This is a genomic window from Rhizobium sp. CSW-27 (genome assembly GCF_018760785.1).
Classification (GTDB): Bacteria; Pseudomonadota; Alphaproteobacteria; order Rhizobiales; family Rhizobiaceae; genus Neorhizobium.
On the sequence record NZ_JAHHZO010000008.1, the window covers coordinates 1 to 25,351 of the forward strand.

At 63.8% G+C, this 25,351-nt stretch carries 6 protein-coding genes; all 6 read right to left on the reverse strand.

All coding sequences use genetic code 11. From position 1 onward, the window contains the following. Window positions 1-17,188 (reverse strand): leukotoxin LktA family filamentous adhesin (locus KLP42_RS15895; protein WP_215567874.1); only part of this gene is annotated, 17,188 nt, incomplete at its 3' end. A gap of 839 nt (window positions 17,189-18,027) precedes the next feature. Beyond that, window positions 18,028-19,638 carry a glycoside hydrolase family 43 protein gene (locus KLP42_RS15900; RefSeq protein WP_215567876.1) on the reverse strand — a complete coding sequence of 537 codons (1,611 nt, stop codon included), beginning with the start codon at window positions 19,636-19,638 and terminating at the stop codon, window positions 18,028-18,030. 75 nt (window positions 19,639-19,713) lie between these two features. Next, window positions 19,714-20,847 (reverse strand): Gfo/Idh/MocA family protein, encoded by a 1,134-nt coding sequence (locus KLP42_RS15905; protein WP_215567879.1) that lies wholly within the window; start codon window positions 20,845-20,847, stop codon window positions 19,714-19,716. 24 nt (window positions 20,848-20,871) lie between these two features. Beyond that, the gene (locus tag KLP42_RS15910) at window positions 20,872-21,633 is read right to left on the reverse strand and encodes a sugar phosphate isomerase/epimerase family protein (RefSeq protein ID WP_215567880.1); all 762 of its coding nucleotides are present in this window, start codon (window positions 21,631-21,633) and stop codon (window positions 20,872-20,874) included. 44 nt (window positions 21,634-21,677) lie between these two features. Then, window positions 21,678-24,110 carry a beta-mannosidase gene (locus tag KLP42_RS15915; RefSeq protein ID WP_215567881.1) on the reverse strand — a complete coding sequence of 811 codons (2,433 nt, stop codon included), beginning with the start codon at window positions 24,108-24,110 and terminating at the stop codon, window positions 21,678-21,680. Window positions 24,111-24,261: 151 nt separating this feature from the next. Next, window positions 24,262-25,350 carry an ABC transporter ATP-binding protein gene (locus KLP42_RS15920; protein ID WP_215567882.1) on the reverse strand — a complete coding sequence of 363 codons (1,089 nt, stop codon included), beginning with the start codon at window positions 25,348-25,350 and terminating at the stop codon, window positions 24,262-24,264. Between the last annotated feature and the right edge of the window lies 1 nt (window position 25,351).

A 25,351-nucleotide genomic window follows, 5' to 3' on the forward strand; every position in this document is an offset into this window, starting at 1 on the left:
TTGCCGTCAGAGACACGCCGTTGGCGCCGGCAACGGAACCCGTGGCGGCAACAACAATATCCGCCTCGGCCGTCACCTCGACGGAACCGTCAGACGTGCTCAGCGCATCGGCAAGCTCCACCGAGCCAGCGAGAGCCGAGACAGACACCGTGCCCGCGGTCTTCACACGGCCAAGCTTGGCATCGGTACCCGCCGACAGCGTCACATTACCCGTGCCGCCATCGATCAGAGAGCCAGAGGCCTGCGTCAGCTTGCTGCCTGCCGAGAGCGCGATATCGCCATCGATCGCGGTCACGGAGCGGGTCAGCAGATCGCCAATGCTCGACAGCATGATGGAGGAACCGGCGGCCACCGTGCCGCTCTCCAGCGTCATGCTGCGGTTATTTTCGATGACGACATTGCCGCCATCGGCGTTGGTAAAGGTGAGATGCGCCAGATTGGTCGAGAGCGCCGTATCGCCGCCGATACCGCCATGTGCTGACAACGTCACGCCCGCGGAATCGTCGGAAACGTCGATGTCCTTCAGGTCGTCGCCGTTGCCGTTGATCGAACCGCCGGCCTCGACGACGATGGCGTCGTCGCCACCCTTCTGGGTGACCAGATTGCCGAGCACGATGTTGCCGGCCGCGCCGAGATCGATGGCATTGCCCTGGGCGTCAATGGTCGACCCCTTGCCCATGACGAGGTTGGCTTCAGTGCGAATCTTTGCAGTCCCGTCACGCGAGATAACCTTGCTGTTTTCGCCGAAGATCACGTCCTCCGGTGCAAACCAGTCGATGATGCTCGCCGAGAAGGTATTGCCGGCCTCTACCAGGATCTGGCTGGCCGATACGATCTTCGAGATGCCGCCGACGATGGCTTCCTTGACATAAACAGGCAGATCCGGCGCGGCTATGTAGGAATCGCCCGGCGTCTGCAGCTCAACCTCGCCGTCGGTACGGGTCGTGACGTCGAGCGATGATCCCTCCGTTCCGATACCATCACGGGCGTAGAGCTTGATGTTGCTGCCGTTGAGGTCTACCCCCGCATCCGCGAAGGCATCGACGATACGTCCGTCATTGGCGGCAAGATCGAGCGTCGGGCCGGCGGCATCCTGCAGGCGCAGGTCGCCGGTCTTTTCCGCCAGATAGGCCGAGCCGTCGGTGCGCAACTGCACGTAGCCATCGTCCGTGGTCTCGGTGATGAAGCGCTTGTCGGCAGTGCCGAGATTGTCGCCGGCGGAGGACAGGATCAGGTTGCGGCCGGTGACATTGGCAGCATCGTCATCATTGGCGTTGAGCAGGCTGCCGGAGGTGTTGAGCTGCAGCGTGTTGCCGACCGAAATCGTCTTCACGTTGAGGTCACCCTGGCTCTGCAGATAGGCATCCTGACCGGCTTCCACGCTGACCGTGCCATCCGTATTGATCGACACGCCATCATGTCCCGTGACGGTGATCGAGCCATCGGCATTGTAGACCACGTCACCGACATTGGCGTTCCGCATGCTCTGCATGTCCGCCACCGAGACGGTCTTGTCGCCGCCGGCATTCAGCGTGAAGCCGGTGTCGGCCTCGCCGATGGTGCCGGTGACATCGATGTTCAGGCTGCCGGCCTGGATGTTGCTGGCCTGCGTCGAGCCGCCGGCATTGCCGCCGACCACTTCCGCATTGACGGCCGAGAGCACGGCGTCGCGATCGAACGTCAGGCCCTGCGTATTGGCCGTGCGCTCCGCGTCGGTCAACTGATAGCTGAAGTTCGCGTCATAGGTCCCCTCGGCCGCGGCACCCAGCTTGTCATGGGCATCGTGGTAGAAGGTCGTCTGCTGTGCCTCGTAGGCCGCGATATCGGCGTCCGTGAAGCCGTTCGACTGCAGCGCCGTGCGGTCGGGTTCCGAGACGTGGTAGACGAAGTCCGGATCGTAGGGCGCAATCGTGCTGGCCGCCTCGGTCGAAGCCACCCGCATCACGCTGGCGCTGGCGTCGGAACTCAACTCCTCGCCTGCGCCCCGCATCTTCCAGTAGGCGTGATACATCTCGGTCATCTGCTCGGCCTTGGCATCATTGACCAGGTCGGTCTCAGCCTCGGCATAGGCGGTCGAGCCGATGCCACGGCTGTCGAGATAGTCGGCAAAGGTGCTGTCGCGTGCGGCGAGATCATTGCTCTGCGTCTGAGTGCTCAGCAGGTCGCCGTTGACCAGCAGCGTCAGGTCACCGGCCACATCGATCTGGTCGACGCGCAGGTCGCCGGACACCTCGCGGATCGTCACCGCATTCGCGTCTTCCGTCTTCACCGACAGCGTGCCGCCACCGGCTGCATCGGTATCCACGTCAAGGCCGTTGTTGACGACATTGGTGAGGATCTTGCCGGTCTTGCTTTCCAGCTGGATGCGGCCGCCCTTCACCACCGAGCCCATGTTGGAGGCGCGGAAATCCAGGTCGCCGCGGGCCACGAGCGTCAGGTCGCCGCCATTGGCCGTCTTGGCCGCATCGACGTTGATCTGGCCGAGGCGCAGGCCGCCGGCAACCTCTTCCAGATACAGGTTCGGCGCCGTGGCATTGACGATGGCATTGGTGCCGGTCTGCTCGATCTGGAACGTGTCGGTGGCGGAACTGCCAATGCTGGTCTTGGCGTTCAGCGTGATGTTGTTGGCAATCAGCACACCCTTCTGGGCGTCATTCTCGGCCGTATAAATGCCGCCGCTCCGGCTGGTCAGCAGGGTTTCGCCGGAAACATTGCGCACGGTGCCACCGATCAGGACATCCCCCTGGCTGTCCACGGCAATCCGGCCGGTATCCTCGCCGAAGAAGCCGATGCTGATCGTCTTGTCCGCCTTCACCGAATAGGTCTGAGTGCTGTGGTAATAGATGCGATAATCCATCTTCGGACGGACTTCCCAGTCCAAGCAAGCCCCCCAGTCTTCTTCGCACACAGTCTCATGGGTGAAGTTCTGCACCTCGCGCCCCGTTTCGGTTACATCGCGCGTGTAATGGAACTCCGAGCTGTCGGATGCATTCACCACCAGGGCACCAACGGGATCGGCCCCATAAGTCGGGCTGGACCAGCTCAGGTGCTCATCGCGCCAACGCTCCCAGCCATCACTGCTCGTCTTGGTGGTCAGCTTGCCACGGATCCAATCATAGCTGACGTCACTCCACGGCCTTCCTTTGCGCTCCTTGTTGATGGCATTGATATCATCCTCACCCTCGTCTTTGTCCTCGTGATACGAGTAGAACCGCTGAAGGTCGTAGTAATCAGCCGTCACCGTCCACTGGTAGCGCTGGTTGGCGAGCGGGTTGTAGGTGGCCGCTGCCGCACCGGTGGCCACCTGCGTCATCGCAATGCCGTTCGTCAGTTCATTCGACGTGTTCTCGTACTTGACGATCTCGCTGCCGATACGCGCCCAGCGGGTCTGCAGATAGCTGCTGTCCGCGGTCTGGTAGTTGTGATCGTTGAAGACGATCGTGCCTTCCACGCCATCGCCGGTATCGATATCGCGCAGTTCGAGGGCGCTGGTCGAGGTGTTGGTGATGTCGAAGCGGGCGAAGCCATCCAGCGCCTCCACCTTGCCACGGCCGGTGCTGGCGATGCGTCCCTCGATGACGATCGTACCGCCTTCCGCCTGCAGGTTCTTCGCGACGACACGACCGGTCGCGTAGTCGTAATAGAGCGGAATCTCGGCGAGATCATCGATGGAGATGCTGGCAAGCTGCTCGCGCGTTGCCGTCAGCGGATCGAAGCCGAGGCCGGCATTCAGCTGATAGTAGCGGTCTGTTTCGCTCTTGGTCTGCTCATAGCGGGTCTTCTGCGCACTCGAAAGGGCCGCATCGACCTGGGCCTGCGTCACCGTGGTGTCGCGACCGCTGACGCCGGAGCGGATGGTGCCGTTGATGTTGATGGCGTCGGCCTTGATGTAGATATTGCCGAGCGCCTCGATCGAGCCGGCCGATCCCTGCGGGCTGCCTGCCGAGGACAGCGTTACATCGACATCAGCCGCCGTCTGCACATTGTTGTAGGAGTTGGCGAGACTGCTGAACTCGCTGATCGGATCGTTGCCGAGGTTGATGTCGTCATCGCTGTCGATGCGGAAGTCACGGCCGGCCAGAATGGCCAGGTCCGCCGCCTGCACGCGTGACTGCAAGGATACCGAGCCGTAGATATTGGCCAGCGTCACCGAGCCACCGAGATTGCTGATCTGGCCGTTGACCGTCAGGTCCGGTCCGCTTGTATGGGTGCTGACCACGGAGAGCACGCTCTCCTCGGTCGGAAGGCTGTAGCCGACGGAGCCGAGCAGCGACGACCCGTTCTGCTTCACTTCCGTGCCGTTCACATAGACCTTGCCGCCCACCAGATAGGGGATCGACAGGCCGGCAATCGACAGGGCATTGGAAGAGGTATTCACGACGCGCAGGTCGGCATCACGCGGCGTAACGATGGTACCATTGCCGGTGAGACCGCCCTCGTCGACACCGGTACGCAGCACCACGTCACCCAGCGGCGCCTCGTAGTTGACGCTCCAGGTGTTGCCGGACTTGCTGACCGCCTTGCGCCAGTTATAGCCCTGGCCTGTCACGGAGTTGATGTCCGTGCCGTCGATCGAGATCCAGCGCACCCGGTCAATACCGGTTTCCAGCGTGCCGTTCAGATTGACGGTACCCGCCTTGCTCGTCCGGCCAACGCCCTTGATATCCATGAAGGCGGTCAGGAAGCTGGTCGCGGAATAGTTGCGCACGTCGATATAGGCCGTGGCACCGCCGCGCTTGTCGTCGGAGGCACCGGCATGGATGTTCTCGCCCGATTGCACCTTGCTGCCGCTTGCGATGGTGAGAACATTGTTCTGGTCGCTCGTCGCGCGCGAGATGTTGTCGCGCGGGATGCCGATGGCGGCGCCGATGATGGATATGACGGAGGCCGCCACATCATTGCTGTTGATGCGGTAGCCGACCAGCCGGTCGCCGGCGAGCGCAGAGGCGTCGTCGGCATCCACATAATCCTCGCCCGCACCGAGGAACACATCGCCGTAGCTGGCGACGGTGGCATTGCTGCCGATGGTCACCACATTGTCCGAGGTGGAGGCCGTCACCGAATCCACCCGCAGCGTCGCCCCGGCGCCATAGGCCGACCCGTCGCCGGAGGTCGACATCTTGGTGTCGGTGACGGCGGAGGCTTCCAGATGCTCGCCGGCAAACAGCGAGGCTGCATCGCCAACATTCACATAGGACTGAGCCCGGTCACCGCTGATGCCGGTATGGGTGAAGTTTGTCTTGCCGGTCGCAGCCGCGGCAGCCCCTGCCGCGTCGATGGTGATCACGTCGTCACCGCTGACATTGGTCATCGATTTGACCGTCAGGTCACCGGCCGAATAGATCTGCGTCTTCTTGCCGATCGCCACGCCGGTGTTGGTCTTGACCGACACATTGGAGCTCACATCGGCAATCGCGATGGCGCCATAGGCCTTCAGGCTGATATTGGTGTCATCGCCGAACATGTTCTTGGCAATCGCGTTGCGCGCCAGGATCTGGATCGCTTCGCCATTGCTCTGATCGTCATAGGTCTTCGACACGATCTTGCGGTTGTCACCGATATCGACGGTCGAGGTCCCCTCGACCTCGTATTCGGTGCGACCGGAGCCGCCACCGTAAAGACCAACGCCGAAGGAGTTCATCTTGCCGTCGAAGCGGCGGTCGTGATCGGCCTTGATGACGATCTCACCGGTCGCACGGATGTCATCGCCCGTCAGCGTGCTGGCGAGATCGGAAAGCTCGATCGTCGTTGCGCCCTTGTCGATCACGGTCGCGCGCGAAACCCCGGCGGTATAGATGCCGCCGGCGACCGCAAAGCTTTCTGCGGTGGCCTTGGTGTCGCTGTTGGCAAGAATGTGAATGTCGTCGGCCGCATTGATGGACGAGCCAAGCGTGATGCGGCTGGAATTTTCGTTCTTCGCCTGCGCCACATGTGCGCCGAGCGACAGGCCACCGACGGTGATGCCGATGATCTTGGACTGCAGCGCCACCTGGTTTTCCGTCGTCACGTCCACATCGCCACTGCGCGCAGTGATCTGGCCGTAGCCGAGGTTCACCACCGCGTCATTGCCCGTTGCGGTGCCGATATTGCTGCCCTGGGCAGCCCCCAGACCGCCGGCGGCCGCCAGCGCAAAGCTTTCGGCGCGGCGATAGGTTGCACGAACAATGCCGATGCTGTCTGAGGCCGCCTCGACCGAGTCACCACTTGCGGTGGATTCGAGCGTGGAGGCATCCGACAGGCGGCCGGCCGTTTGCAATTCGCCGATCAGTGCGGAGATTTCCACCGCACTGCCCTTCAGCAGATGATTGTTGCCGGCCTTGACCGTCGCGTCGCCATAGCTTTCCGCGTAGGAATGGACATAGCCGGCAGCCACCGCGCCGAGCGCGATGCCGACCACGTTCGACACGGACCAGCCCAGATTGTCGGCGGCGATGTTGAGAACGCCGGCCGAGTCGAGCGTGACATTGTCACCGAGCTCTACGGTCGCATCGCTGTCTTCCTCGATTTCGGAGACCGCTGCCTGGCCGGCCACGCCACCGCCGGCGCCCGCCAGACCATCGACCGACATGCGGAAGCGCTGCTGCGCGACCACGCCGAGGCCGCCGGTGCGCGTGGTCACCGTGGCACCGTTACCAACAGTCGTGGTCGCACCGCCCTCCAGTTCGGCATAGGTGAACGAAACACCCGCGCCAACCAGCCCCCCCGCAATGCCGATGGTGGTCGCCGCAAGGTTCTGCTCGTTCTCGGCGCTGATCAACGCCTGCGCTGCCGAAACCTGCGCGCCGGCTCCGACCAGCGTCTGGGCGGTGTTGCGCAGACGGTTATAGTTGATCGAGCCCGCCACACCGACCAGACCGCCCGCGCCGGCAAAATTGACCGCCTCGAGCACGGAGACATTCTGGGCCTGCATGGTGAGCGCAGCCCCTGCCGTCACCCGGGCATTGTTGCCGATGCCGGTGATGGCCGACGACGAGAAGTCGTTGACGCCGACCGTCAGACCGACGCCGACCGTGCCGCCGCCACCGATCGTGCCGGCAAACTGGTAGACGCGGCCGAAATCGCTGGCGGCAAGATCGACAGCGCCACCGGCAACCACCTCGGCATTGTCGCCGATCGTGGCAGACGTGCGATCCTGGCCGTCCTTCGTCAGCATGGCCGATACGCTGGTCGCATCACCGGACAGGCTGGAGGCCGTCGCGTCATTGGCCTTGGCCACCGTCGCGTCGAGCGTCGCATTGCCGCTGTTCTGGATGCGGTTGCCGGCCACGATGGACAGGATGCCGTCCACCTCCTCCGCCATGCCGGCACCGTCGACGGCAGCACTGCCGTCATTGTTCTGGTAATCGTTCAGGTTGCCGGAACCGGTGCGGTTGATCACGACTGCACCGCCGACGCCCACCACGCCGCCAACGCCGCCGGCTATGGTGTTGGAGGCATAGTTCTTGGCAGAGACGGCGTCGATATCGACACGGCCGCCGGCATAGACCTTGGCACTGCCGCCGATGGCGGCATCCGTCTGGTTGAGGATCGTCGCCATGTCGAAGCTGACGCCGACACCGACCGTGCCGCCGCCGCCCAGGCCACCGACCAGACGATACATGTCGATCGCACTCGACGCCTCGATCTCGACATCCTGGCCGCTGCCGGCCGACTTGAAGGCCGAATCCTGGTTGATGCGGCCATAGGCATAGGAGGAAATGCCGCGACGGGAATCCACCACGTTGATCGAGGCGCCGACACCGGCCGTACCGCCGACGCCGCCAGCCACGATGATGTTGCCGATATATTCGCGCGCGCGCGCCGTGATGCTGGTGTCGCCGATCGCATTGATCGCCCCGGATGCACCGAGGACGGCGGAGGTGGTGCTGTCGGCCACGACCACGTTGATCGCGCCGCCGACGCCGGCCGTGCCGGCCACGCCGATGGCGCCGACCACTTCCAGGTGGCTCGAGCTTTCGCGCGCGTCCACCGAGACATTGCGATAGGCATCGGCGCGGCCGTCGATGCGGGCCGCCGTCGTGCCGGAAATCACGGCGACGTTCACGGCCGCGCCGACACCGGCCGCTCCCGTGGAGCCGCCCATGGCGAAGTTGGCAATGCCGATCTGCTGCTGGCGGCGGGCCGCCACCGCCACGTCACGGCGCGCCTTGACGACGGCACCGCTGTCGACCGTGGCCTGTGTCGTGCCGCTGAAGACGTTGACGGTAGCACCGCCGCCGACACCGGCCGTTGCGGCCGCGCCGACCATGCCGGCAAAGCCGATCATGCGACCGGTCGACTGGGCACTGATGATCGTGTCCTGGTTTGCACCATACTGGCCAAGCGTTGCCGCAGACAGACCCGCATTGATGGTCGCGCCGCTTGCCACATGGGCGCTGACGGTGTTGCTGAACACGCCGACATCCACCACGCCGCCCACGCCGGCAGACCCCGTGGAGGCACCGACCGCGAGAGAAATTGCCACGGCACGATGGTCACCATTGGCAGTCATCACGAAGCCCTTGGCGGTGCGCGTCGTCGTCGGCATGGCGAGCAGCGCATCGCGCTCCGCCTTCGACTTGCCGACATCACCCAGGGTGTCGAAGGCCGCCTTGACGTCATCGGCAAAGGCAAGGCCCGTGCGCTCCAGCCCCTCGAAGCTCTCGACGATGCCGGTGCGCTCGGCCTCCTTGGCCTCCTCGACCTCCTGCAGTTCCTCGAAGGAAACGACGTCGTTTTCCAGCCCGCGCGCTGTCACGCTGGCATTGCTGCCAACTTCCGCCAGCGTATTTCCGAGCACGACCAGCGAACCGACGCTTGCGCCGACACCGACATTCTGGCCGGCGCCGATGCCGCCGCCGAACTGCAGCAGGCTGCTGTCATCGGCCGCATCCAGCCACACATTGCCATTGGCCGTCACGACGGCACTCTCGGCGATGCGGGCGGTGACGTCATTGTCGAGCACCAGGACGGAAACGGTTCCGCCGACGCCCGTGCTCTGCGTGCTGGCGCCGCCGGCGCCGGCCAGCTGGCGGATGTCGTTGGAGGCGCGGGCGGCAATCTCGATATTGCGCGCCGCGGCATTGCCGATCTGGGCTTCCACCGTCTTGTTGACGCCGGTGCCGGGCATGGTCAGGTCGAAGGCGGCACCGCTCATCGAGAACGCGACGCTGCCGGCGATTTCCAGCACGTCGGATTGGTTTTCGGCGGTGACCGAGACATTGCCGTTCGAGGCCGTCAGCGTCGAACTCTTGTCGGCAACCGCCCGCGTGGTGCTGTCGACAACCGTGACGCTGAGCACGCCGGCCAGACCGCCACCGGCCACCGGAATGGACAGCAGCTGCTCGCTGGTTTCGGCGCCGAGACTGACCGAGCCGTTGCTGGACGTCACCGTGACGCCGGAGGCCAGCAGGCTTTCCGCGGAGGACAGCTGAACATTGCTGACGACGGTGGCGGCAACCGGATTGCTCGTCCCGAAGGTGACGCCGAGCGCGCCCGCGAAGGCAAAGGCATCGATGCCATTCTTCGCGGTGATGTTGGCATCATCTGCGGCGGTGATGGCCACGTTGTCGGCAATCACCGTCTTCGCCGAACTCTGGAAGGTGTTGGAGGAAATGTTGGCCGCCACCGTGGTCGAGGTGGAGCCGGACAGCGAGGCGACTGCCGTGATCGACATGGCCTGCGTTTCGGCCTCGGCGGTGAAATCGGCGCCACCGCCGTTCGCCACGAAGACGCCACCCTTGCCGATCGAGGTCAGTACCTCGTCCATCACCACATTGACGGCGCCCTGTGCGCCGAAGGTGCCGCCGGCACCCGACAGGCTGACGGTCAGCGAGCCGCCGATGCCCAGCACCTCCTGGTTCATCAGGCTTTCGACAGTGATCGCCTCGGCCTCGACATGCGCCCGATCGCCAATCGCCACTTTCGTGACGCCATTGGCAATGGTGATGCCAAGCGCGCCGCTGAAGGAGGCTTGCGTGCTCTGACCCGCTGCGGCCGCAGCAATGACCTGATTGTGCAGCGACTGCGTCACCGCCGGATCGGCGTTGCGCAGCGGCGCGGCAATATCGCCACCCAGAACCGGATCGACATAATCGAGCCAGGTCGTGGAGGAGGTGATCGTGCCCTTTTCCGGACCGATCCACTGTTCGGACGGCGTGAGGACGCGGGCGACGATGTCCGCATCCCCTTCTGTCTTCAGGCTGAAATCGTTGCCGATCGTGGTCGTCACCTCGCGACCGCGATAGATGATCGAGCCGACGGCGCCGCGCGCCGACTTGGTGGCGCTGGTGCCGGTGCCGAGGGCCGCCGAGACGCCCCAAGCCTTGTTGGCGATCTTGGACTGGTCATAGGCGCCGATCGTCGTATCGCCGGTGGCATTGATCGAGACGCCGTTGCCCAGCGTGGCGGCGGTATCGCCGAGATAGACGGTCGCCGCGAAGGCACCGGTCAGCGAGGAGCCCTTTCCGCCTGCGCCGGCAACGGCCTCCGCCGCATAGGCGAAGTTCGGGAAGGTTTCATCGAGAACCTTCTGGCCGTTCTCCAGAACGTATTCGCCATCCTCGTCGGTCTTGTAGCGGAGCACGTCGGCCACGTTGACGCCGGTGTTGAAGCGGCTCATCGCCTGCACCGTCACATCAGCGGCCTTGCGGTCTGCGGAACCCAGCACGACATTGTTGCCGATGCTGGTGGCAACCGTCGTGTTGATGACGTTGATGCTCATCGCCGCGCCCGTCGCGTCATCGCTGAGCACGGCCGCACCGGAGACCTCGGCCATCGACATGGCGTCATGGTCGGCGATCACGTCGATCGCGCCATTGGTCTCGATCTTCACATTGTCGGCCACGATGGCCTTGGTGTCATGGTCGGCGAAGTTGAAGCCGACGGCCGCCGCAAAGGCCTGCGTCGGCTTGGCGTTCTGCGTCGCCTCGGAGGCCTTGCTGATCTCGCTGTAGGTCTTGGTGAAGCGGTCCGCCGCGCGGCCGAAGATGCTCGTATTGGGATTGTTGCCATCCGATCCGAGCAGAAGCGCATTGGTGGAGGTCTTCAGCTTCGATGCGTAGGCTTCGACGGGCGTTCCGCGCGCGGAAGCCTCCGCCGTGACCACTTCCACCGTATCGGACGTCGCTTTCACGGCGACGTCGCCCTTGGCGCGCACGGAGGCCGCCAGCGTCGCCGTCGTATCGAAATCATGCAGATTGATGGCACCCGCCGCACCATCGGCAGCCTGCGCGCCGGCCGCCTTTCCGTCCGCCGTGGCTTCCGCCATGGCCTGCGTCTTGGCGCTCACCGTTACCGTCTCGGCATGGATCATGCCATCGCCGGCCAGCGCGCCGAGGCCCGCATCCGCACCGGCGGCACGCAGCGTCACGGCGCGGCCGCTGCCGATGCCAGCCGAGACATCGCCGTAAACCACATTGATGGCAGCCGCCGCATCCATGGCCGTGGCAGCCGATTCGGAAGCTTCCGGCGACAGGCTGAGGATCTCGCCGGAGGGGCCTGTGCCGGCCACGCCCTGGGCGCTGGCGCGAACCCGCGCATCCGTCGAAACCTCCAGATCCCCCACGTCGACGATCGCATTGCCGTCACCGATCGAGGATTTCACGTCGAGCGAGCCGATATTGATGCCGATGCCGAAGCCCTTCGCATCGCCGTCGCCGCCGGCGTCGGGCCCCTCGGTAAGTTCTGACTGACGTTGCTTGACACGGGCGTCCAGATAGCCGCCGATCAGCGGCGTTGCCATCTTCGCAATCGACAGGCCAAGGGCTCCGCCGCGCATGTCCCTGGTGGATTCGTAGTAGCTGAGCAGTCCGTCTTCACCGTCGAAGAAAAGGCCGTTGGTGCCATTGGCGGCATTGCCTTCCGCCTTCAGGGTGGTCGCGGCAAGCGATGTCACCGTCACGGCCGGCTTGTCGTCGTCATTGGCGAGGATGGCCTGAAGCTGGGATTGGTTGGCCGCATCATAGGCCGCCTGCGACAGCACCGTGACATTGTTGTCGATCTTCGCCTCGTTTTCGAAATCGACGATGTTGAGGCCGAGCGCGATAATCAGCTGCTTGCCTTTCAGGCCGGACTTTCCGGTGCTGCGGGCGAAGAAGTCACTGGTATCGTCCTCCAGCGTCTCGTCGCCGTTCTCGTCGGTTCCGTAGGCCTTGGTAGACGCTTCAACCGTCAAGCCACCCTTACCGACGATCACCGTGCTGCCGGCGCCGAGCAGGGCGAGATTGTCCTGATTGGCAAGGTTGGCGGCAACCGAGAGAACCGTTGCGCCGGCACCTTCGTCGAATTCGGAATTGGAGGTCACGGAGACATCCGCATCCGTCACGTTATACGCACCGACGCTCACCCCTTCGCCGCGTAGCGTCAGGTTGGCGGCCGTCTCGGCGACGCTGTCGAAGGAATTGTAGGAGAAGCCGGCGCTGAGGACGAAGTCCTTCTTGCCCTGCTGCTTCATCACGCTCTGTGCATCCGCCTCGGCACTCATCGCCTTTTCGGCCGATTCCATCATCGAGGCGCTGTTGCGCACGGCATTCGCCACCATGGCGAGGTTGAGAATGGCGCCGATGCCGAGCTTGGCGTTGGAAGACGTGTCGTCTTCCTCCTCCTCTGCCGGCGGCTCACCCTCCTCTTCCTCATCGCCGAGATCGTAGCCGGCAATGCCGGCAATCAGGTCGAGCCCGTTGGTCACGGCGTTGCTGACAGGCGAGACCGCCCCACCAGCCGTTGTACCGATCAGATAGGTGGCGACCGTATTGGCACTGGCGGCTTCCACGGAAAGGGTACCGTCGGCAAGCACGCTGCGCTCCAGGCGCGCGCCGGTATCCAGCATCTGGATGCCGCCGGAGAGCGTGATCAGGTTGGCGGACGTCGCGTCACCCGCCACTTTTTCCGCTGTCGCACTCTTGTTGACGATCTGGAATGACGTTTCGTTGCGGGCGCTGACGGTCACGTCACCCGTGGATGACAAAATGTTCTGCGCATGTGCACCGCCGCCGGAACCGGTTCTCTCGGCGATCCTGGCAGTGGTTTCGCCGAGAAGCACGTTCACGCCGATATTCAGCGCGGCGCCACTGGAGCCCTTTTCAGCGCTTCCGCCGTTCACCGTCGCATAAGTGCTCAGTCCGCCTTCCATGCCGGAATGCGCGTTGACCGCGATTGCACCGACATCACCTGACAGGACGCCGGCATTCGACACGTCGGACCCGACGGATGCCCCCCCCCGCAGTTCTGCGGTCGTGTTCTGGTCGATCATGTTGAAGCCGACCGTGTAGGTCGAGCCGAGACTTGCAACCGGATTTGCCGCGGCGGTCTGCGCGGCAGCCTGTGTCTGGGTAACCTGCGTCTGTTGTGCCTGCGTCTGTGCCAGGGCCGCATTGGCGGCGGCAATCTGGTTGTTTGCCGCCGTCTGCTGTGCCGGCGTGGTGGCCGTGTTGCTGGCCTGCGTGGCCTGGGTTTTCGCAGCCTCTGCCTCTTCGCGGATTTTGGTCAGCCTATCCGCCAGGCGACCAGCGGCAGCCTCGGTGGCAAGCCCGGCCATCTCCGAGGCGTCACCAGCTTCCATATAGAGTACGGAAAGCACGTTCTCGGCGCCGATCGACAAGGCGCCGTCATGCGCAAGCTTCACGGCGGCGTTGTCGATATAGGCCTCGACGTTGCGCGTTGAGACGCCGATACCAATCGCATAGGTGTTTGCAACGGCATCCGGAGCCGCCGCGCGGGCATTGGCGATGATGCTGCGGCCATTGGCATAACGGCCAGCATTCATGTCCTCGCCACGGAACGCCAGCAGTTCGATCTCGTCGTCGTTCGGGTCGGCCTGCGTCTCGAACTGCGTCGCCTGTACCGAAACGGCGCCGGCATCGATCGAGAGGTTTCCGTCTGCGCCATTGACGAAGGCGCGGTTAGACATGTTCTCATAGGACAAATTGAGTGCGAGCGCGGTGGCGTTGCCGCTCTCGCCGTCATAGGCCACCTCAGTGGCGACCGAATTCATGGTCAGCGCATTCGAGCGGCTCTCCACGTTCAGATCGCCGCCGGCCGTGATGCGGACGGTTTTGCCATCGTCGGCGGTAATTTCCGCCGAACTGCTGTCCAGCGCGATGAGAGCGCCAGCCGCAGCACCCCAGACCTTGTCCGCGCCGTTCTGACGCTCGCCAGAGATCCCGGATTTATCACTCCAGTCCGCGCTGTAGATGGAAGCCAGCGCATCGATTGCCGTTGCGGAATCTTTGACAACACCCCAAACGGTCGTGATATCTTCGCCAGTATCATTGACCTCGCCACCGTCGGTGAAGAATTCATCGACAACAGCGGTCACCACGCCATCCAGCAGGTCTAGAATGTTGTCGGCCGCACTGTCCTTGACCGAAAGAGTACCTGCCTGCTCGGCCCGCAGGATGCTTTCCGTATGAACATTCACATCGCCGGCTGTCGCGGTCACGTTCGAATTATGAACGCGGGCAATGGCCTGATGATCTGTGTAGTTGAATCCGATCCCCAGCGCGCCTTCGGTCGAGCCTCCGGCCAGCACATCGAACGTATTGACGTTTTCACTCAGCGCATAGGCGCGGACATTCACATCCCCCTCAGCCGTCAGCGTCGCATCGTCAACCGTCACCGCCGCAGTGTTGGTCACGACACCGACGGAAACCGCCGCCGCATAGGGAAGCGTGGTGTTGCCGAACGTGATGTTGCGCGCCGTGCCGACGGCCTCGGCTTCGGCACGGCTGTCTGCCGTAAGATTGATATCGCCGCCGCGGCTGAGCACCGAAGCGCCGTTCTGCACGCTGACCGTCGCGTTCGAAAGCGCAACCCCGACCGCCGCATCGAAGGGAACCGGAACAGGCAGCACGCTGTCGGTCAGCAGATCGCTGGCCAGGGAAACCGTCGTGGCCGTCGCCTCGACATTGACGTTACCGCCGGCAGTTAAGCTGGACGCATCGACAGTAATCGACGCGGACGCCGTGTTTGCCGATGACAGGAGGTACGGACGGTTCACGTTGAAGGCGAGATCCTCGACAACAGCCGAGGCGGTCGCCTTCACGTCAAGATTGTTATCCGCCTGGAGACGGCTACCCTTGGTGATCTTGATGTCGCTGAAGGCCGTGCCGACCTGGACCACTGCCGAAAAGGAATCCACCTTCTCATCCCTGGCCGTCAGGTTGACATTCTTGCCGGCGACCGTGGCATTGTCGAGGCTGATCGACTGGCCCGAAAGCGTCACGTCGCCGCCGGCATAGCTGCCGCTGCCCTGGGCAAAGATCGCCGAGCCGCTCTTCAGGTCGATCACCGGGGCCGTCAGTTCCACGGCACCCGAAACGCCGGTGGAGGCGCCGGCGGCATGGGTGTTGCGGTCGGTCGCGCCGCCCACCTGGCGCGTGGAGAGGAAGACGTTTTCGGCGAGCGTGATGCTCTGGCTGGCCTCAAGGCTGAACTTCGTGCCGGCCGAGAGCGCGCCGGAATAGGCGCCGCCGCAGCCGAGGCAGGTATTGGCGGAAATGACGATCTGGGCCGGGTCGATCAGCACCTCGCCGCCGGCGCCGAAGAAGGCGGCCGCGTTCAGCGTGCCGCCGGCCAGCGTCACCACGTTGCGACCGCTGAATTCAATGAAGCCGCCATTGCCGGAGATATCGCCGCCGAGCGCCAGCACCGAGGCATCGGCGGCGAGTTCGGATTCGTTGTCGGCGAAGATGATCACCGAACCGCCATCCGACCCCGCGCCCCTGCCGCTGGCGGAAATCAGGCTGCCCGCCTTGACCGTCACGTCATTGCCGGCCTCCACGCGGATCGAGCCGGCGGCCCTGCCGGAAGCGCCATCGGCGGCGATCTGGCCGCCGTTGATGACGGTGTCCTCGACCGACTGCACCACGATCTGCGGCGCGATGCCGGCAGCACCGGCGCCTTCCACCGTCAGGCGGCCGGAAAGATCGACATCCTGTGCGGCGACCGTGATGCCGGATTTCGCCGACACGAGGCCAGCGACATTGACGATGCCCTTGCTGTTCTTCTGCAGCGCGCCCAGCGTCAGAAGCGAGAGCGCATCATTCTGGGCGGGCGCCCGGCCGACCTTCAGGAGCTGGTCCACATCCTCCAGCGAAGGGGTTGCCAGCGTGATGCTGTCGGCCCTCAGAATACCGCTTGCGCCAACGACGATGCCGTGCGGATTGAGGAAGAAGACATTGCCGCCGATCTGGCCGTCCTTCAGCGCATTCAGTTGGCCGTTGATGTCGGACTGCTTGTCACGCACCACGTTGATCAGGTTGGAAACCGTCGACGGAACGATCAGATTGACCGTCTGGCCGGCATAGACGTCGAAGACGCTGAACGAGTTGTAGGCATTGTTGCCGTTGATCGAGGTGGTCGAAATATCGACCAGACCTTCGCGAATGGTGAGCGCCGTTTCCGTGCGGGTTTCGGCGCTCTTGTCCAGCACGATCATCTTGCGCTCGGGCGCGGCCTGGCCGGCCCCCAGCAGCGAGATGGTGCCGTCGGCCCCGACGGTCACGGACTGCGCGCCCTTCTGCAGCCCCTCCGTGTTGACCACGTTCTCGAAGATGGCGCGCGAGGCTTCCGCCCCTTCGCGCACGGTGCCGCGGATTTCCTGGCTGGCGGAGCGGATGATCAGTTGGTCGCGCGCATTCACCTCGCCAAGGATGCGCACGCTGCCATCCTTCGACAGCGGAACCTCGCCCCGGATGACGGCTTCCACCTCCGCGTGGCTGATGGCGCCCTGATTGTCGATCAGGCTGTCGGCGAAGCCGGAGGTCGGGGTCTGCAGGGTAAGCCTGCCCGTGTTGACCACGCCCTTTTCGCCCACCACGATGCCGTGCGGATTGAGGAAATAGACGTCGCCGCCGATCTCGCCATTCTTGTAGCTGTTCAGGATGCCGTTGATCGAGGACTGCTTGTCGCGCACCACGTTGAGCAGCCGGTCAGCCCCTTGCGGCACATAGAGATTGACCGTATTGCCCGCATCCACGTCGAACCGCGAAAACGAGTTGAAGGCGTTGCCATTGGCGATGGTGCTGGTCGTGACATCCGTCACGGAACCGTTCACCTGCAGCGAGGTCTGCGTGCGCCCGTCCAGGACAATCTGCTGCGCATGCAGCATGAATGGCTGAAAGACGAGAGTTCCCGAAACGACAGAGGCGGTCAGCGTGCGGGAAAAGCGCGCCAACACCGGATACCAGTGACGAGACCGATCAACCATGTCCAAAACCCCAAACGCAGCCCCCCAGGCATTGGCTGCGCCAAACAAACGTGCCCACGCGACGTATCCGCCATATACGCGATTCGAAATATATAACGGATTCCGCCCAATGATAGGACGGATACAATCTCATCTTTTACGTGTCCAGTGATTCTCTTCAAGCAAAACCGAAGTTTTTATTGCCAAAAAAGGAGAGAGACTGGACGTCAATCACGACGACGATCATCGGCTTCGCAGTCTTGACGGACTTAAGAGTCCGCACTGCAACAATCATGCACCAGTAGGACGCCCGTCGGATCACCGATGGCGCTCGAGACACCGAGGGTTGCCGCCCGTCCCGGGAACCAGGTGAAACCTGTCTTTTATCTCCATGTGATCTATGATGATTTTGCCATTTCCCCTGCTGCCATCAGCCGGTCACCCCACACACCCGGCAGCCGGAATGAGCGACATCTTAGCGGCTCCATGGACCCAGCCAGTCCCCTGCTTGGATTCTATTGGGACACATTCCCGCCTTGGCACGACGAGCGAAGCGTCCAGCACCGATATGAATCAGTGATTCGATCTGGCATCATCTATACTGAAATTTACATAATTATACGTTTTCATTTATTTTGCGACGCAAAACAAGCTTTCACTTATACAAGCAGCCGGCATCACGTCGGCGGAGCCGGCACTTCCGGGAGACCGTGGCCGGAGAAATGCCCCGTCATTCCGGGGAACGGCAGAACATCTTCCTGTGCGCTGGCAAAGCCCCGGAATGCAGATCGGCACGCCGGTCGAACCGGCGTGCCGATGTCTGTGTCGCTTCGATGCGCTCCAGGCAGGTCCGAACCGGCTCAGTCCTGCCGCTCATAGGCGAAGCGGGAAAAATCCGCGGGCCTTGCCCGGCCGGAGGTGTCGAAGGCGATCATGCCGACGAAGGCGCCGGTGAAGGAGCCGTGCTCGCCGCGCCCGCCCTCGTCGGAAATGACCCCGGCATCCAGAACCGGTCCGAGGGGTTGCCAGTTGCCGCCTTCGCCAAGCCGGAAGGAAAACTGCAGGTCGTTGTCCGTCACATCCATGGCCAGATGCACCGCGCCGTCGCCGATCGCCTCGCCGCTGCCTGCCGGGAAGCTCATCCGCCCATGCGGAAAGTCGCCGGGGCAGGAGAAGATGGTCACCACCCGGCCCAGTTTCTCATGCAGCGTCACGACGAGTGCGTGGAACTTGTGCCGGTTGTAGTAATGCGTCAGGCCCGCCACCTGCTGATAGGTATCCGGCTCGAATTCCAGTACGGTCTCGGCGCGGAAGCGATGATGCTCCTGCCGCCGCGCCACCAGGGCCTGCTCGAACCAGGAGCCGATGCTTTCGCGGCCATGGAGCCTCAGAACGCCCGGTCGCTCGGTCAGGGAAAAGATGCGCTCAGGCTCCGGCGTGCGCAGCCACTGGAAATCCTCGGGCAACGCCGGCTGGTCGAACAGGTAGTCGATCCGCGCCGGGGTCACCTGCGGCTCCACATCCGTCGGCGCCTGAACATCGACCGAAGGAACGGTGCCGCCATCGTCCAGATACAGCCAATCGTCGCGCCACACGCATTTCTGCAGCGCCGTCTCGCGGCCCAGCGTGCAGCGGCGTCCGGGCGCAAGCGGCCGGCCACACAGATGGGTATGATAGGCCTCGCCCTCTGGCGTCTCGACATATTGCCCGTGACCGGCCCGCTGCAGCACGGCATCCGGATGATCCTTGGAGGTGATGAGATGCATGGCCGGGTGCAGTTCGTAGGGCCCATCGATCCGGCGCGAGCGGGCCATGGTCACCGCATGGTCATAGCCGGTGCCGCCCTCGGCCGTGGTGAGATAGTACCAGCCATTGCGCTTGAAGAGATGCGGCCCCTCGACAAGGCCGAGCGGGCTTCCGGCGAAGATGTTGCGGATCGGCCCGGTGAGACGCCCGGTCGCCGCATCCCATTCCTGCAGCAGAATGCCGTCGAAGGCCGGGCTTTTCGGCGCGCCCCCATAGCTTTCGGTGCGGTGGTTCCACTGCATGTTGACGAACCACTTGCGGCCGTCATCGTCGTGGAACAGCGAGGGGTCGAAGCCCGACGAGTTCACATAGACCGGATCGGACCATTCGCTCTCGATGGTCGGCGCGGTGACGATGTAGTTGTGGGCGTCCTTGAAGTTGCCGTCGTAGCGCTTCACGTCGGTATAGACGAGCCAGAACTGCCCGTCGGCATGGGAGAGGCACGGCGCCCAGATGCCGCAGCTGTCGGGATTGCCGCGCATGTCGAGCTGCGCCTTGCGCTCCAGCGGCCGGCGCACCAGCCGCCAGTTCACCAGGTCGCGCGAGTGGTGGATCTGCACGCCGGGATACCATTCGAAGGTGGAGGTGGCGATGTAATAGTCCTCGCCAACGCGGCAGATGGAGGGATCGGGGTTGAACCCCGGCAGGATCGGATTGCGGATCATCGGGTTTTCCTTGTCGCGGTCAACGTCGGGCCGGCCGGCCGCACCCTGTCCCCTGGGCGCAGCCGACCGTCGCCCTCAGCGCAGCAGCGCCTGGGCTTCTTCGATGCCGAGCGCAGCCGGCTGGGTGCAGGTGGTGACCATGTCGATGAAACGGCCTTCCTCGCCTGATTTCAGGATGCCGGTCATCACGTCGATGCCATGCAGCGTCCTGTCCAGCGAGCAGCGGGCGTCGCGTCCCTCGATCAGCGCCATGGCCATGTCTGCAAGACCGGCGGTGCGATAATTGGCGCGCGGGCCGCGCGGGCTTTCCTGGTTCGCCTTGCCGAACGGATGGTCCCATTCCTCCAGCGGCTGGATATCGGTATTGCGGCCGGAAGCCTCCACCTTGCCACCGAAGAAGTTCGGATCGGGCACGAAGATCGAGCCTTCCGTGCCGTAAAGCTCCATGTTGGCATGGCGGTGCGCCCAAACATCCCAGCTCGCCGAAAGGGTCACCGTGGCACCGCTGACGAATTCCAGCAGCGCATGGATCGTCGTCGGCGTCTCGACCGGGATCACGGTGCCGGCCAGGGGCTGGCTGGTCACGGTGCGTGTCGGGCTGGCCATGGAGGTCAGCGCGCCCACCCGCTTCACCGGGCCGATGAGGTTGATCAGGTTGGCGATGTAATAGGGGCCGAGATCCAGGATCGGCCCACCGCCCGCCAGGAAGAAGAAGCCGGGATTGGGATGCCACATTTCCATGCCGGGGCTCATGACGTGGCAGGTGCCGGACGTGATGCGGCCGACGCCCCCCTCGTCGATATGCTTGCGGGCCAGCTGATGGGCACCACCAAGGAAGGTGTCTGGCGCGCAGCCGATCGCCAGCCCCTTCGCCTTGGCAAGCGCCCGCAATTCCTCGCCCTCCTCCAGCGAGAGCACCAGCGGCTTTTCCGAATAGACATGCTTGCCCGCCTCCAGAATTGCCCTGGAGACGGAAAAATGCGAGGCGGGGATCGTCAGGTTGACGATCACGTCCAGCTCGTCATTGGCGAGCAACTCGTCGATCGATTGCGCCGCAACGCCGTATTCCTCGGCGCGCAGTTCGGCTGCATTGCGGTTCAGGTCCGCGCAGGCCAGCATCTTGAGCCCCTTGAACAGGGGCGCAAGCGAGAGATAGGTGGTCGAGATATTGCCGCATCCGATGATGCCGACGCCAAGTTCCTTCGCCATGGGGCGCTCCGCAAATGTCAGGGGTCAGTAGGTTTCGAAGGCCGCCAGCGAGCGGGTGATCAGCCGGTCGATGTCGTTCGGATTGTCGTGTTCCACCACGAAATGCCTGGCGGATGTCTTGCGCAGCGCAGCCATCAGTTCCTTCCACGGCACCGTGCCGTGGCCGACATCGGCCCAGCCGTCTTCGTCGGCATTCTCGCCCGGCGCGGCAATGTCCTTCACATGCACGGCCCGAATGCGTTTGCCATAGCTTTCGATCCAGGCGAAGGGATCGGCCTTGCCGCGCACCACCCAGGCAATGTCGGCCTCCCAGGCAAGATCCGGTCCGCCGGCAAAAATCTGCTCCTGCGGCGTGGAGCCGTCCTCCAGCGTTCTGAATTCGAAGTCATGATTGTGCCAGCCGAACACGTAGCCGGCATCCTGATAGCGCTTTCCCGCCTCCTGCAGGCGCTGGCCGAAGGCGAACCAGCCGGCGGCATCGGCGGGCCGCTGGTCGGGCAGCAGATAGGGGCAGTAGATCGCCTCCATGCCGAGTGTCCTGGCGATGGCAAGCGCCTGCTCCGGCTGTTTCTCGAGAAGATCGAGGCCGAAATGGCCGGTCGGCATGGTCAGGCCCGCCGCATCGAGATCGGCCCTGAGAGCCTTCAGCGCCGCCTCGTCCATGCTGGCATAGATGGCGCCATAGCCTTCCACATGCGTGTAGCCGGCCTGAGAGAGCTTTTTCAGCACCTCCGACAGCGGCGGAAAATTGCGGGCGCTGTAAAGCTGGAAACCAAGTTCGGTCATGTCATCCTCCCGGGCCGTGATGGCCCCTGCTGGGTCAAGAACACTCAGCCTGCCGTGGAGCAGGACTGCAGATCGTAAATCCGGAACGACGGTTCGCCGTCGCTTTCGGACGAAGGGATAAAGGTGATGCGGTGGCTTTCGCCGGCGGCAAGGTCGAAGGCATTGTCGGAGAAGCGGCCGGGCGTGTCGCTTTCCACCATCACGTAAAGGCCGAGGCCCGCGCTTTCGACCGTGATGTCATAGCCGCCGCGCGGCGCTGGCGAGACGGTGAGGCCAAGGCCGGCCGGCTGCAGCACCAGCGCCTTGTAGCTGCCATGAACGTAATGGCCGCTGCCACCCATGCCGTTGCCGGCGGTGAAGCTCCAGGCCAGCAGCGTGTCGGCCGGCAGGCTTGCCGCATCCACCACCGCCGCCACCACGGCGGCATCCGGCGGGCAGACCAGCTCGACGGTCTCGACCGTGCGCCGGTCGCCGGAGAGCGTCAGGTGCTGGATGACAAGCGTCAGCGCCACGTCGGCCAGCGTGTCGTTGACCGCCGAGAAGCGGATCTCCCGGCCGTCCTCGGAGGGAATGGCGCAGACCGCCACCGGCTGGAAGAAGCGGCGCGCCAGATAATGCAGCACCTTCCAGCCGCCACCGTAATCGAGGCTCGACCAGGAGGCCACCGGCCAGGTGTCGTTGAGCTGCCAGTAAAGCGTGCCCATGCAATGCGGCTTCAGCGAACGCCAGTAGTCCACCGCGGTGCGGATGGCGAGCGCCTGCTGCACTTGGCTGAGATAGACGAAATTGGCAAAGCCTTCCGGAAAGCGGAAATAGCGGAACATGGTGGCCGCGATGCGTTCGTTGCCGCCGACATTTTTCTGGTGCAGTTCCATCACCGGCGAGGCAATGTTCATGTCCTTTTCCGCCGCATAGCTGCGGATCACCGGCAGCGAGGTGTAGGACTGGAAGCCGAATTCCGAGCAGAAGCGCGGCCGCACCTTGCGGTAATCCTCGAACGGCTTGTTCTCGTGCCAGACGGACCAGAAATGCATGTCGCCGGACCCGTCGGCATGCCAGGCATCGCCATAATCCATGTAGCCGGTTGCCGGGCTGGAGGGCCACCAGATCGCCTCGGGAGAGGCCGCCTTCATCGCCTGCTCGATCGTCCGGTTCAGCCGGTCGTAGGAGACGAGGTAGCGGTCGCGGTTCTCGATCGATTGCTTGAACCAGGTCAGCGCACCGACCAGTTCGTTGTCGCCGCACCACAGCACGATCGAGGCATGCGAGGCGAGCCGGCGGACCTGATAATCCACCTCCGCCGCCACGTTGCCGAGGAAATCCGGCGTCGAGGGATAGAGGTTGCAGGAGAACTGGAAATCCTGCCAGACCATCAGGCCGAATTCGTCGCAGAGATCGTAGAACCAGTCCGCCTCGTAGAAGCCGCCGCCCCAGACTCGGATCATGTTCATGTTGGCGTCGACCGCCGATTGCAGAAGATCGCGCGTCTTCTCCACGCTGGTCAGCGAGAACAGCGCATCGGCCGGAATCCAGTTGGCGCCGCGGCAGAAGATCTCGCGGCCGTTGATGCGCAGGGCAAAACGGCTGCCGGCCGCGTCGGGGTCGGTCAGAAGCTCGGCGGTGCGCAGGCCGATCCTGCGCGTCACCGTTTCGTCTGGCAGCGCGACGGTCAGCGTATAGAGCGCCTGTTCGCCGCTGCCGGCCGGCCACCAGAGACGCGGCTGGTCGATCTCGAAGCGGTAGGCCACCTGAGTTTCGCCGGCATTCACCCCGCAGTCCAGCCGCACGCGCTCCTCGCCGAGCGACAGCACCACCGGCACCACGCCGGGAGCCGCGGCAAACAGCGTGACGGTCACCGCCACCTCGACCCGGTCCGGGTGATGCGTCTGGCGCGTGGTGACGTGCTCGATGCGCGCCGCCTCCAGTTTCCTGAGCGCAATCGTGCCGTAAAGGCCAAGCGGCGCGAGCGCGATGTTCCAGTCCCAGCCGAAATGGCATTGCGGCTTGCGCAGCATGTTGCCGTTCGGGATCGGCGAATTGCCGGTGTGGTAGGGAATGTAGAAGGGCTGGCGTGCCTGCCGCGCCGCTCCTTCGCGAACGCTGGAATGAAAGAGGATGCGGATGCGGTTGTCACCGCTCTTTAAGGAAGTACCGACCGACGGACGATAACGGCGGAAGCAGTTGTCCGCCTCAAGCACCACCTGCCCGTTGATCTCCACGGTCGCCACCGTGTCGAGATCGGTGATGTCGAGATACCAGTCGCCCTCGGCATCCTCCAGCACGAAATCCTGCTCGATCTGCCAGTCCTGCTCGGCGACCCAGCCGAGATCAAGTTCGTTGCGGCCGACATAAGGGTCCGGAATGAGGCCGGCATTCTTCAACGCCGTGTGCACATCGCCCGGAACCGGCATCAGCGCCTGGGTTTCCCCATCAAGGGATGACAGCCGCCAGTTACCGGCGAGATCAAGGGTGGTCATGATGTCACTCCTTCAGGCCTGCGCATTTTGGCGAAAGGCCCCTCTGCCCTGCCGCACCTTGGGTCGAGCCGCCTGTACCTGCCTGTCGATCGGCCCCACGTGGGGGAGATGACCGGCAGGCCGGAGAGGGGCTTTCTGCAGGCTGCAGACATCAGATCCGGTCTTCCGTCTCGGCGTCGAACAGGGAGGCAAGGCCCATGTCGAAGCTCATGCGCACCCTGGCGCCCGGGGCATAGCGGCGAGCGCCACCGATGCGCACCGACATGGTATGGCCGGCATGGTTCAGCCACAGCAGGTTGTCGGCGCCCATCGGCTCCTCGATATCGACCACCGCCTCGTGCAGCTCCGGCGAATTGACATCGCTGTCAATCATGACGTGTTCCGGGCGCAGGCCGAGAACCACCTTGCGGCTGGGCGCAAGCGGTTCGGACGCATCATAGGCGTCGAGCGCGAAGCTGACCCCATGGGTGGTGAAGACGGGGCGATCGCCGGAAAGCGCAATCTCGCCGCGCAGAAAATTCATCGAGGGCGAGCCGATGAAGCCGGCAACGAACAGGTTCTTCGGCCGGTTGTAGATGACGATCGGGTCATCGAGCTGCTGAATGACGCCGCTCTTCATGATGGCGATGCGGTCGGCAAGCGTCAGTGCCTCGATCTGGTCATGCGTCACGTAGATCATGGTGTTCTTCAGCTGCTGGTGCAGGCGCTTGATTTCCACGCGCAGTTCCGAGCGCAGCTTGGCGTCGAGGTTGGAGAGCGGCTCGTCGAACAGGAACACGTCCACATCGCGCACCAGGGCGCGGCCGATGGCGACGCGCTGGCGCTGGCCACCGGAAAGCTCGGCGGGCTTGCGCTTCAGAAGCGGGCCGATCTGCAGGATCTCGGCGGCGCGCGCCACCCGCTTGTCAATCTCCGCCTGCGGCACCTTGGCCACCCGCAGCCCGAAGGAGAGGTTCTTTTCCACCGTCATCTGCGGATAGAGCGCATAGGACTGGAACACCATGCCGATGCCGCGGTCCTTGGGTTCTTCCCAGGTCACGTTGCGGTCCTTGATGAAGATCTGGCCGTCGGTCGGCTCCAGCAGGCCGGCAATGCAGTTGAGCAGGGTCGACTTGCCACAGCCGGACGAGCCGAGCAGCACGAGAAACTCACCGTCGCGAATATCGAGATTGAGGTCCTTGAGCACGGTGACCGAGCCGAAGGAAAGGGAAAGATCACGAATGGAAACGCTGGTTGCCATG

Bases quoted from the DNA above. Each gene is read 5' to 3' on its own strand.
- KLP42_RS15910 (WP_215567880.1), bottom strand. From the start codon at position 21,633: ATGACCGAACTTGGTTTCCAGCTTTACAGCGCCCGCAATTTTCCGCCG.
- KLP42_RS15920 (WP_215567882.1), bottom strand. From the start codon at position 25,350: ATGGCAACCAGCGTTTCCATTCGTGATCTTTCCCTTTCCTTCGGCTCG.
- KLP42_RS15905 (WP_215567879.1), bottom strand. From the start codon at position 20,847: ATGGCGAAGGAACTTGGCGTCGGCATCATCGGATGCGGCAATATCTCG.
- KLP42_RS15915 (WP_215567881.1), bottom strand. From the start codon at position 24,110: ATGACCACCCTTGATCTCGCCGGTAACTGGCGGCTGTCATCCCTTGAT.
- KLP42_RS15900 (WP_215567876.1), bottom strand. From the start codon at position 19,638: ATGATCCGCAATCCGATCCTGCCGGGGTTCAACCCCGATCCCTCCATC.